Source organism: Pseudoalteromonas tunicata (assembly GCF_002310815.1).
Taxonomy (GTDB): Bacteria; Pseudomonadota; Gammaproteobacteria; order Enterobacterales; family Alteromonadaceae; genus Pseudoalteromonas; species Pseudoalteromonas tunicata.
Genome location: NZ_CP011033.1, coordinates 802,330 through 815,029 on the forward strand (window position 1 = coordinate 802,330; position 12,700 = coordinate 815,029).

Here is a 12,700-nt window from a genome sequence, read left to right on the forward strand (position 1 = left end):
CAAATTAATGGATCAAGTTGTTGAAAAATTAAAATATACACAAGAAATAAATGCGTTAGAGCAGGGTATATTTCAAGATCCCTTTGCATTTTTAGGCCCACATCAAGTAACTAAAAACACCTACCAATTAAAAGTATTTTTACCCGGTGCTACCGCAGTTTCTTATGTGGGTAAACAGAGTATTTTGTTTGAGCAAGTTGAAAAAAGTGCTTTGTTTATTTTAACCCTTTCGGCTAAACAGTTTCAAACTGACTACAAACTGCATATCGATTATCCTTTACAAAGTGTGATTGAAGAAGACGTATATCGTTTTGGTTCTACCATAGACGAACAAGCGATGTATTTATTTAATGAAGGGTCGCTTGAGCAAGCATATCGACATTTAGGTGCTCATTGGCGCTCAGTTGAGGGCATCGATGGCGTACGTTTTACAGTGTGGGCGCCTAACGCTCAAAGTGTTAGCGTAATTGGCGATTTTAATCATTGGCAAAATAACCGCCATTTTATGCGCAAACATCCAGCCTCAGGGGTGTGGGAGATTTTTATTCCTCACCTTACGGAAGGCACGCATTACAAGTTTTCGTTATTAACAGCGCAAGGCGAGCGCCTTGAAAAGGCAGATCCGTTTGCATTTGCCATGCAACACCCACCTGCAACCGCATCGATTATTGCTGCAAAAAATATCTTTGATACCCAAAAAACTAACGAAGCATTGAAACGTGAAACGGCAAAAAAAATACAGCGTAATGCTATTGATGCGCCAATCAGTATTTATGAAGTCCATGCTGGCTCGTGGAAACGTGTTCCCGATGAGCAAAACCGTTATTTAAGTTATCAAGAGTTGGCAGATCAACTTGTGCCTTATGTAAAAGGGCTGGGTTTTACTCATATTCAACTGATGCCGATCAGTGAATTTCCATTTGATGGCTCTTGGGGCTACCAACCTGTTGGCTTATTTGCACCAAGTAGCCGTTTTGGAACCCTCGCAGATTTTCAACATTTAGTCGATGCATGTCATGCGGCTAATATTGGTTTACTTATCGATTGGGTGCCGGGTCATTTTCCAAGTGATGCGCATGGTCTTGCCAAATTTGATGGTAGCCACTTATTTGAACATGCGGATAAACGCCAAGGGTACCATCCAGATTGGCATACTCATATCTATAATTATGACCGTGCTGAGGTGCAAACTTTTTTACTTGCCAACGCGATGTATTGGTTTGATCAATTTGCGATAGACGGATTAAGAGTCGATGCAGTTGCGTCAATGCTTTATCTCGATTATAGCCGCAAAGAAGGTGAATGGGTCGCTAATCAGCATGGTGGCCGCGAAAATTTAGGTGCCATTGAGCTTCTGCGTCAAGTTAATCAGCGTTGTTATCAACGTCATCCGGGGATCATGATGGTCGCGGAGGAATCAACCGCGTGGCCAGGTGTGACCCAATTTACCGAACATGGTGGCCTGGGTTTTGGTTATAAATGGAATATGGGATGGATGAATGATTCGCTGCATTATATGCAACGTGACCCTCTTTATCGTCAACATCATCACAATGAAATGACCTTTTCATTAGTTTATGCCTTTAGCGAAAATTATATTTTACCCCTTAGCCATGATGAAGTAGTGCATGGTAAAGGCTCGTTAATTAATAAAATGCCCGGCGATGACTGGCAAAAATTTGCTAATTTACGTGCGTTTTTTGGTTTTATGTGGGCTCATCCGGGTAAAAAATTACTTTTTATGGGCGGCGAATTTGCCCAATATCGTGAGTGGGATCACAATCACTCTCTTGACTGGCATTTACTTGAGCATGCCCCACATCAAGGCATGCAAGCGCTGATTACAAAGCTTAATAATGTGTATTGTTCGACACCTGCCTTGTACGAAAAAGACAATCATCCATCAGGTTTTACTTGGATTGATGGACACAATAGCGAACAAAGTATTTTTAGCTTTATGCGATTTGGCAAATTAGCAACTGATGTAGTTTTAATTCTTAGCAATATGACACCAAATAGTTATCAAACATTTCGTGTGGGAGTGCCGCATCAAGGGCTTTATCGTGTAATACTCGATACCGACGCCACCGAATTTGGTGGTTCAGGCTTTGCAAAAACGACGCGTTATAAAAGTGAGGATGAACCTTGGCAAGGGCAGGCGTTTAGCATTGAAATCGCGTTGCCTCCTTTGGCCAGTATCTATTTAGTTAAGGATGGCGCATGAGTGTAACCTTAGAATTTTTAGCAGGGAAACCTTATCCACTTGGGGCGACATTGCAAAATGAAGGGGTTAATTTCGCCGTTTTTTCAGCGCATGCTACAAAAATAGAATTATGTTTATTTGATGCCAGCGGCCACAGCGAGATTGCGCGTCTTGCAATGCTAAAAGGCGAAGAGCATGTGTGGCATGGTTTTATAAAAGGTGCCAAAGCGGGCATGCTTTATGGGTTTCGCGCCCATGGCCCGTATATGCCAGAGCTTGGTCAGCGGTTTAATGCCAATAAGCTATTGATAGATCCCTATAGTAAAGCACTTCATGGTGAATTTCGTTGGTCAAATTTACACAGTGTTGAGCTCAGCGAACCGCTTCTTAATGCTAATTTTATTAATAATTCAGACAGCGCCAGTGATACGCCAAAATCTAAAGTTGTATCGCTTGCTAAATACACCGGACAAAAACCACACATTCCATGGTCAAAAACCGTTATTTATGAATGCCATGTTAAGGGAGCCACGGCGAGACATCCAGGCATTACACCGCAAAAACAAGGTACTTTTTTAGGTTTGTCAGAGCCTGCGTTTATTACACATTTAAAAAGCCTTGGCGTAACAACCATAGAATTACTGCCTTGCCATCATTTTATCAGTGAACGTTTTTTAACAGATAAAGGGCTTAAAAATTATTGGGGATACAATACCTTATCATTTTTTGCACCTCATTCTGATTATTTGGTTAACGATAATATTGCTGAATTTCAAACCATGGTATCGCGTTTTCACCAAGCGGGCATTGAGGTGATTTTAGATGTGGTTTATAACCATACCGCGGAGGGAAATCATTTAGGCCCAACGCTAAGTTGGCGTGGATTAGACAATTTAACCTACTATCGACTCGATACCGCCAATCCACGTCATTACATTAATGATACCGGTTGTGGAAATACCATAAATATTAATCACCCAAGGGTATTGCAACTCATACTCGATAGTTTGCGTTACTGGGTTGAAGTAATGGGTGTTGATGGTTTTAGGTTTGATTTGGCACCCATATTAGGGCGTCAATATTCAGGCTTTAAATCTCGCCACGCATTTTTTCAGTCGATTAATCAAGATCCTATTTTAAGCCAAGTAAAATTAATTGCAGAGCCGTGGGACATAGGCCCAGGTGGTTATCAGTTAGGTGGTTTTCCAATTGCATGGCGAGAGTGGAACGATAAATATCGCGATACCATGCGCCGATTTTGGCGTGGTGATCTAGGATTATTACCTGAATTTGCTCAGCGTTTACATGGCTCAAATGATTTATTTGAGCATAACGGCCGTGGGCCGCTTGCCAGCATTAATTTTATTACCGCACATGATGGTTTCACCCTTGCTGATTTAGTGATGTATCAAGATAAGCACAATTTACAAAATGGTGAAAATAATCAAGATGGTCACAGCGAAAACCTATCGGCAAATTATGGTGTTGAGGGGCCAAGTGAAGATGTGCAAATTAATGCCTTACGATTACGCCAACAAAAAAACTTTTTATTAACGCTTATTCTCTCGCAGGGTGTGCCAATGTTTGCGGCAGGCAGTGAGCTTGGACACACGCAGCAAGGTAATAATAATGCTTACTGTCAAGACAACGAAATAAACTGGCTTAACTTTAAAGAGTCAACTGTTTGTAATGAGTTGTCACCATTTATTCGTAAGTTAATTGAGCTTAGAGATAGGTTTTTTGTTTATAAAAAACTGAACTATTTACATCACAATGATGTTGATTTTCATTTAACTTGGCTCAGTACTAGCGGCATTGCAATGACCGCGGAAGATTGGACCAATCATCAAAACCAACAACTGGGTTATTTTATTGAGCCGCGTGCCCATATTAAATCACAAGAAGTCTTGCTGGTTTTATTTAATGCCAGTGATAAAACACAGTTTTTTACCTTGCCTACTCGGCAAAATATCAAGCAATGGCAGTTGTGTTTAACCACACTTGCCGTAAATGAAAGCCATACCCATTATTCATCATCAGATATCATCGCGGTTGCAGCTAAGAGCTGTTGGATTTTGTCTGCCGTTATACAGGAAACACCTCATGGCACACTCTAAGAATGACGTTTGTAAATTGAAAACAGCGCATGATGCGCCGCTTATTGATGAAATAAGTCTGCAAGAAGATTTAGATAGACACTTTTACTACACCTTAGGCCGCGACGTCGTTGGTGAATCGCGCTTATATCTTTACCATGCTTTAGCATTAACCATACGCGATAGACTGGTTGCTCTTTGTCGTTCGACGCGACAAATGCAAAAAGCAAATCCAACCCGACAAGTCGCTTATTTATCGCTTGAGTTTTTAATGGGACGAGCACTTGGCAATGCGGTGCTTAATCTTGATCTTGAAGATAATGTACGAAAAGCATTAGCTGATTATTGTTCTACATTTGAAAGTGTTGCCGAAGCTGAGCACGATGCTGGCCTTGGAAACGGTGGTCTTGGCCGACTTGCAGCTTGTTTTTTAGATAGCTGTGCCACGTTAGGCTTACCGGTAACTGGCTATGGTATTCGTTATGAATATGGCATGTTTAATCAATCAATAGAGCAAGGTAATCAGGTTGAACACCCAGATAATTGGCTACGTGAAGGCCATCCTTGGGAAATCACAGCACCGGATCATAGCCGCCGGGTTAAATTTTTTGGTCATGTTGAGATTTATCAAGATAAACAAGGCCGTAAGCATCATCAATGGGTGGGTACACAAGATGTTTTGGCGGTTGCATATGATGTGCCCGTGCCGGGCTATCGTAACGATGTAGTTAATACCCTCAGGTTATGGAAATCTGAAGCGACAGATGAATTTAATTTATCAGAATTTAATGCGGGCAGTTATACCGAAGCTGTGGCGCGTAAAAATTTAGCTGAACAAATCACCATGGTGCTTTATCCAAATGATTCGAGTGAAAATGGTAAAGAGTTACGCTTAAGGCAGCAGTACTTTTTATCATCAGCTAGTTTACAAGATATTTTGGCAAGCTGGGTGAGTCGTTATGATAAAGACTTCACTAATTTTGCAAAATTTAATGTTTTTCAACTCAATGATACTCATCCTAGTATTGCTGTGGCTGAGCTGATGCGCTTATTAATTGATGATTATGATTTAGAGTGGGATAGCGCATGGGCCATTACCACCTCAACCATGGCGTATACCAATCACACTTTATTACCTGAAGCACTCGAAAAATGGTCAGTGACCTTGTTTGCGCGCTTATTACCACGTTTACTTGAAATAATTTATGAGATTAATGCGCGTTTCTTAATGGAGGTGGCCTGTCGTTGGCCAGGCGATACCGACAAACAATGTGCAATGTCATTAATTGAAGAGGGCAGTCATCCTCAAATTCGTATGGCGTATTTAGCCATAGTAGGCAGCTTTTCGGTTAATGGGGTTGCAGCGCTTCATACTGAGTTATTAACGCAAGGGTTATTTAATGATTTTTATCAGCTTTGGCCGGAAAAATTTAACAATAAAACCAATGGCGTTACACCAAGACGTTGGTTATCTCATTGTAATCCACTGCTTGCTGATTTAATTAGCGAAAAAATAGGCACTGATTGGGTGGCTGATTTTGGCCAAATCGAAAAAATTCGTCGTTATTACGATAACCCGACTTTTGGTCAGCAATGGCGAGAAGTGAAAGAGCACAATAAACAAGAACTTATTGATTTAGTAAGGGTGCAATGTGGTGTCGAGTTTGATGCAAGCATGATGTTTGATGTGCAAGTGAAACGTATCCATGAATATAAACGTCAGTTACTGAATATTTTACATGTTATCTATTTATATGAGCGTATCCGCAAAGGTGATACTGCTAACTTGACGCCTCGTTGTGTGCTCTTGGGTGGTAAAGCGGCACCGGGTTATTTTATGGCAAAACTCATTATTAAATTATTTAATAATGTTGCCGATGCGATTAACAGTGATCCGCTCGCTAAACCTTATTTACGCGTTGCATTTCTACCCAATTATAATGTGACCGCCATGGAAACAATTTGTCCTGCAACGGATTTATCTGAGCAAATATCAACTGCTGGTAAAGAAGCTTCAGGCACAGGTAATATGAAGTTTATGATGAATGGTGCCATTACTATTGGTACTTTAGATGGTGCAAATATCGAAATACGTGATGCAGTTGGTGCTGATAATTTCTTCTTATTTGGGGCAAAAAGTGAAGAGTTGACCCAGATCCGCGCTAATTATAATCCAAACAAAATTATTGCTGAAAATCAGGCGCTTAATGAAGTAATGAGCTTACTCGAAAGTGGTCATTTTAATTTGTTTGAGCCTGGCTTGTTCCAACCCATTATCGATTCAATCCGCGACAGCAATGATCAATGGCTGGTTGCGTATGACTTTGATAGTTACATCAAAGCGCAGCAACAAGTAGAACTCGCTTATCAAGATAAAGAATATTGGACACGTTTGAGTATTTTAAATACCGCTGCAAGTGGTGGTTTCTCAAGCGATCGTACAATCAAACAATACAGCCAGGACATCTGGCAATTAGATCAATAGTTATGACACAGCAACACCACTTATGGAGAAGTTTATATGCCTAGTTATGCCAATCGTTATATAAGTAATTTAACGCGCGAGACATATGCGTTAATTTTAGCTGGTGGCCGTGGTTCACGATTACATGAATTAACCGATTGGCGTGCCAAGCCGGCGGTTTATTTTGGTGGGAAATTCCGCATCATTGATTTTCCTCTCTCAAATTGTATCAATTCGGGAATTCGCCGAGTGGGTATTGCGACCCAATATAAATCGCATTCTTTAATTCGCCATGTGAACCGTGCATGGGGCCACTTTAAAAAAGAATTAGGTGAATCGGTAGAGATTTTACCTGCATCACAACGTTACGGTGATGAGTGGTACTGTGGCACCGCCGATGCGGTATTTCAAAATATGGATATTATTCGTCACGAGTTACCAAAATACGTAATGATTTTGTCGGGTGACCACGTTTATCGTATGGACTATGGCGCGTTATTGGCCAAGCACGTTGAAACCGGTGCAGACATGACAGTGTGCTGCATTGAGGTTCCTTGCGAAGAAGCGGCGGGCACCTTTGGAGTTATGACAGTTGATAACGACAAGCGTGTGATGCGTTTTGATGAAAAACCAGCTGATCCGTCTGAAATTCCAGGTAAAGCTGGCCAGTGTTTGGCTTCAATGGGTAATTATGTTTTTAATACCGAATTTTTGTTTGAACAGCTGAAAAAAGATTCTGAGCGTGCTGGTTCCGGTCGTGATTTTGGCCACGATATTATTCCTGCGATTATTGAAGAACATAATGTATTTGCCTTTCCATTTAGTGATCCAAGTCACGACAGCCAACCTTATTGGCGTGATGTAGGCACACTTGATTCTTTCTGGGAAGCGAATATGGAATTGGTTACGCCAGAGCCTCAGCTTGATTTATATGATGCGCGTTGGCCAATTTGGACATATCAAGAGCAACTCCCACCTGCTAAATTTATCTTTGATGATGATGATCGCCGTGGTATGGCTGTTGATTCTACGGTATCAGGCGGGTGTATTATATCTGGTTCTACAGTGCGTAAATCTCTACTTTTTTCAAAAGTACATATCCATTCTTATTGTTTAATCGAAGAAGCGGTATTGTTACCGGGCGTGGTGATTGGTCGACATTGTAAAATTCGCCGTGCCATTATCGATAGAAGTTGTGAAGTGCCTGAAAATACAGTAATTGGTTTTGACCGCGAACAAGACCAAGCGAATGGATTTCGTGTCTCTAATAAAGGCATTGTTCTGGTTACTCGTGATATGCTCATTGCCTACGTTGCAAAACAAGCAAAGCGTGAGCAAGCTTTAGAAGAATCTGAAGTCGTATAACTAAAAGGGTGATGTAACAATGCACATTTTGATGATAGCGTCTGAAAATGACGCTATTAAAGGTGCTAAAGTGGGAGGAGTGGCGGACGTTGTGCGCGACGCTCCTCGTGCGTTAGCCAATTTTAATCACCATGTTTCAGTGATTATTCCAGATTACGCCAACTATGCAGAGCAATTTGGCCATTGTACTGAAGCACATTTTTATGTCGCTTTTGCAGGTCAAATGGAAGAAGTGATATTAAAAAAACTGGGTGATGAGCACCATAACGTACAGCAATATGTCATCAGCCATCCTAGCTTTATCACAGGCTCGGTTTATCTTAATGACATTGATAATCGACCGTTTGCCCGTGATGCGACTAAATATGCATTTTTTTGTGCCGCGATTGCCGAAGCGATCACGCTTGATTTATTTGCCCCCATTGATGTCGTACATCTTCATGATTGGCACAGCGCAGTATTTGTAGTACTTGCTAAATACAGCGAACGTTATCAGCCACTTACTGCTATTAAACAAGTCTTTACGGTGCATAATATTGCCCTGCAAGGGATCCGACCTTTTCGTTATGATAGCTCAAGTTTAGAAGCCTGGTTTCCTGCATTGAGCTATGATGGCCAAGTGATTTGTGATCCGCGCTACCCACATTGTTTTAATCCAATGCGCGCTGCAATTAACTTGGCAGATAAAGTACATGTTGTATCAAAAACTTATGCCGATGAAGTATTGTTACCAAGTCAACCTGAACGCGGTTTCTTTGGTGGGGAAGGGCTTGAGCAAGACCTTATCAATGCCAAAGTCCATGGCAAGTTGGTCGGGATAATTAATGGCTGTGAATACCCAGAACACGATGAAGTACACGCTGACTTTGACGCTTTTTTACGTCGTGCCAAATACAATGTATTTAATTGGATGGCAAAGTCTGTAGAGCTTAAAACGGTTCAATATCTCGCTAATGAACGAATAAATGAATGGCTGGCAAATACATCGGTTACCGGCCCAATTTTTACTTCAATTGGCCGACTGACTGATCAAAAAGTATTGTTATTGCGCCAAACAAGAGATCATGTGCCAGTACTTAGCACAATCCTTAGTTTGTTAGCCCAAGCGGATGGTCGCTTAGTTATTTTAGGCAGTGGTGATAGTCAAATAGAATTTGAATTTATGCAGCTGATGGCAAAGCATAATAATTTTTTATTTTTAAACGGTTATGGGCAAGACTTAAGTGATGAGCTATATGGTTTGGGTGATTTGTTTTTAATGCCAAGTTCGTTTGAGCCTTGTGGGATCAGCCAAATGTTAGCATTAAGAGCTGGACAACCTTGTTTAGTGCACGGTGTAGGTGGACTAAAAGATACTATTATTGATAATGAAACTGGCTTTGTTTTTTTTGGTGATAATCTCAATAGCCAGATTGATGGCTTGTTAGAAAAAGTATCTCAAGCAATTGAGTGTTATCAGCATGATCAGACACATTGGCAGCAATTGATAACGAATGCGAAACAAGCTCGCTTTGGTTGGCATCAAAGTGCAGAGCAATATATTCAAGCGCTTTATCAAAATTAAATGGCGCGAAAGCGCCTTTTTTATGGCTATTTAAATAATTTAGCCTGATGTGATGCTTCTTCTTGTTTTTTCTTCTTTATAATCTAATCTTCGCAAATTTTATTTAAAAATCTAAATGTTTTCAATTTGAACGGACGAAAAAAGAGAGCAGTTAAATAAACCTAAGACTAGACAAAAAGCTCTTTCAGGCAGCTATTTTAAAGCCTAACAGCTTTAGTAACATTAAATAGAACCGCTATTGCCGCACTTATCCGTCTTGTTACCCTCGAAAATATCTAAACCTTACCTGAGCTTAAATAATTTTGTTGTACTCATTTTGGTTGAGCTATGTGTTAATAATTTTGGTTTCAGCGCTAACTTTGTTCAGCTTAATCAATAGTATTTTAAGTTTTTATTCTATCGTGATTTAGTCTATTAACATTCGACAAAAACGAACGAATAGTCAGTATTTAGCTAATTTTAATCTTTCAGTTTGTTTGCTATTTTTGTTCAATCAGCGATAGAGGAAACATAAGATGAAGATTTTAAAAGTGATTAAAAGTCAGCCTAGCCAAGATGGTGATGGTGTTAAAATTAATCGCATCGCGGCTTTTGATGGCCGATTACTCGACCCATACCTCATGATTGACGAATTAAAATCAGATGACAGTCAAGATTTTATGGGGGGCTTTCCGCCTCATCCACATCGTGGAATTGAAACGTTCACCTACATTATAAAAGGTGGCTTTGAGCATCAAGATCAAATGGGTAATAAAAAAGCCATTCGTGCCGGCGATGTACAATGGATGAGCACCGGCAGCGGTGTATTACATAGTGAAATGCCATTGGCTGATGCAAAACTTGGTATGCACGGTTTTCAAATTTGGCTCAATATGGCTGCAAAAGATAAGATGCGCGATTCGCGTTATGGTGACAGTACGCTTGCGCCTTTACCCTCGGTTGAAAACGAAACTGGCGCTCAGTTAAAAGCTTTAGCCGGAAGTTGGCATTTCGCTGATCAGGCAATCGAATCGCCGTTAAATGATTTAAGTACTGGTGCTGCACTGGCTGATTTCACTTTTGCTCCTAATGGTAGTGCTGAGCTTAGTCTTGGTGAGTTTGATACTGTGGCGATTTATATTCACACAGGGAGTTTAGCCGGTTATAGCGCAGGATATTTATTATTGATTGATGCTAAGCAAGACGTATCACTGCTGGCTGATCAACAAGGCGCGGGTATTTTACTGTTATGCGGTCGTAAAATTAATGAGCCTGTTGCTCACTTAGGCCCATTTGTGATGAATACACAAGATGAGTTAAAACAAGCTGTTCGTGACTATCAAAATGGTTTTTTTGGTAAAATAAATTAAGGAGCAACCAAATGGGCTTATTAATAAACGGTCAATGGCATGATAAATGGTACGATACTGCATCTCATCAAGGTGAATTTAAACGTGAAGAGGCGAAATTACGTCACTGGGTCACGCATGATGGTAGCGCAGGGCCTAGTGGCAATGCAGGCTTTGAAGCGCAAGCCGGCCGTTATCACTTATATGTTTCGCTAGCCTGTCCTTGGGCGCACCGCACCCTGATTTTTAGGCAGCTTAAAGGGTTAACTGATTTAATTAGCGTGTCGGTTGTCAGTCCTGATATGTTAGAAAAGGGCTGGAGTTTTGCTACGGATAACCACAGCAGTGGCGATGCTTTATTTCAGTTCGACAATTTGTTTCAATTGTATTGTAAGAATAACCCCGCCCACAGTGGGCGAGTTACCGTACCGGTATTATGGGATAAAGTAAAAAATTGCATCGTTTCTAATGAATCTTCAGAAATTATCCGGATGTTTAATAGTGCCTTTGATCACTTAACAGGAAATAAGCTTAATTTTTATCCTGATAATCTTACCAGTGAGATAGATACAATTAATGAGTTCATTTATCACAACATTAATAATGGCGTATACCGCTGTGGTTTTGCAACGACTCAACAGGCTTACGAGCAAGCATTTGATGCCCTATTTAATGCACTCGATAAAGTTGAAGAGAGGTTAAGTTCACAACGTTATTTATGTGGGAATGTTATAACGGAGGCTGATTGGCGGCTCTTCACTACTTTAATTCGTTTTGATGCTGTTTATGTTGGTCACTTTAAATGTAATTTGCGAACCATTGAAAGCTACCCACATTTATCTGCTTATACACGTGAGCTTTTTCAGATCGATGGCGTGGCCGAGACCGTCGACTTTTATCATATAAAGCGCCACTATTATTTCAGCCATGCGCACATTAATCCGACACAAGTTGTGCCAAAAGGTCCCGAAATTGATTATTTTAAAGCGCATCATAGAGATGAGTTAATTGGTTAATTATAATTTTATCTAAAAACGAAGCATCAATTTAATGCTTCGTTTTTTATTTTAACTTATTTGGCTTGGGTTTAATGGATGTGTTTTGTTTCATCACATTGAGTAAATACGTATTTTTTGTCAGCGCCAAGCGTATAAAAAACTCACTTAATATAAACGCATAAAGTAATGCTGCGCAGGCAGACGCTATTAGCTCCTTAAATGCGGTCGAATGCGAAGATAAAACCGAAATTGCCCCATAGGCAATCCATAAAATAGCGGAGATATAGCCAAAGCGTGATAGGGCTTGCAAGTAAGGGTTAAAGCTTGAATTTAATGAGGCTTGATTAGAAAAAATTACCAGCAAAGCGTGTTTTAGCACTTTTAGGCTTGTCTCTAGTCCAAAGGTGATAAAACTAAGTGATGCTGTAATAATCAGAAATGGCACAAGGATATAGAATTTTATCAGATAAACTGGGTCTGGAGACAAAAATGTTACTGCACAAATGTACAATAAACCTATAAAACCAATCATGACACCTATGGTTGCGCGAATATCAAACATATTGAGTCCTTTCAAATGATGTTAACTAAACAGCGTTAACAATAAACTTAGGATACTTTTCTAAAAAAGACTAACCCTTAGTATGTCGAGGCTACAATAGAGCTTGGTTTTTAATGTTAC

General features: G+C 40.3%; 8 protein-coding genes. 7 read left to right on the forward strand and 1 reads right to left on the reverse strand.

What is annotated here, in order from left to right:
• Nucleotides 1-7: 7 nt before the first annotated feature.
• The 7 genes from glgB to PTUN_RS20930 all read left to right on the forward strand — a co-directional run bounded on the left by glgB (nt 8) and on the right by PTUN_RS20930 (nt 12,036).
• Complete coding sequence (glgB, locus tag PTUN_RS20900; protein WP_009836709.1) at nt 8-2,224, forward strand: 1,4-alpha-glucan branching protein GlgB; 2,217 nt, start codon at nt 8-10, stop codon at nt 2,222-2,224.
• Nucleotides 2,221-4,320, forward strand: coding sequence for a glycogen debranching protein GlgX (glgX, locus tag PTUN_RS20905; RefSeq protein ID WP_009836708.1), 2,100 nt, complete (start codon nt 2,221-2,223; stop codon nt 4,318-4,320). The genes glgB and glgX overlap by 4 nt, the downstream gene beginning before the upstream one ends.
• A complete protein-coding gene (locus tag PTUN_RS20910; RefSeq protein ID WP_009836707.1) occupies nt 4,307-6,784 on the forward strand; it encodes a glycogen/starch/alpha-glucan phosphorylase in 2,478 nt (825 codons plus the stop codon). Before glgX ends, PTUN_RS20910 begins: the two co-directional genes overlap by 14 nt.
• A 36-nt stretch (nt 6,785-6,820) precedes the next feature.
• Nucleotides 6,821-8,128, forward strand: a complete 1,308-nt coding sequence (gene glgC / locus PTUN_RS20915) for a glucose-1-phosphate adenylyltransferase (protein ID WP_009836706.1) — start codon at nt 6,821-6,823, stop codon at nt 8,126-8,128.
• 19 nt (nt 8,129-8,147) lie between these two features.
• Nucleotides 8,148-9,692, forward strand: a complete 1,545-nt coding sequence (locus tag PTUN_RS20920; RefSeq protein ID WP_009836705.1) for a glycogen synthase — start codon at nt 8,148-8,150, stop codon at nt 9,690-9,692.
• Between the two features lie 515 nt (nt 9,693-10,207).
• On the forward strand, nt 10,208-11,041 hold the full coding sequence (locus PTUN_RS20925; protein WP_009836704.1) for a pirin family protein: 834 nt from the start codon (nt 10,208-10,210) through the stop codon (nt 11,039-11,041).
• Between the two features lie 11 nt (nt 11,042-11,052).
• Nucleotides 11,053-12,036, forward strand: a complete 984-nt coding sequence (locus PTUN_RS20930) for a glutathione S-transferase family protein (protein ID WP_009836703.1) — start codon at nt 11,053-11,055, stop codon at nt 12,034-12,036.
• 46 nt (nt 12,037-12,082) lie between these two features.
• On the opposite strand, the gene PTUN_RS20935 is transcribed toward PTUN_RS20930, so the two are convergent.
• Nucleotides 12,083-12,580, reverse strand: a complete 498-nt coding sequence (locus PTUN_RS20935; protein WP_009836702.1) for a hypothetical protein — start codon at nt 12,578-12,580, stop codon at nt 12,083-12,085.
• Between the last annotated feature and the right edge of the window lie 120 nt (nt 12,581-12,700).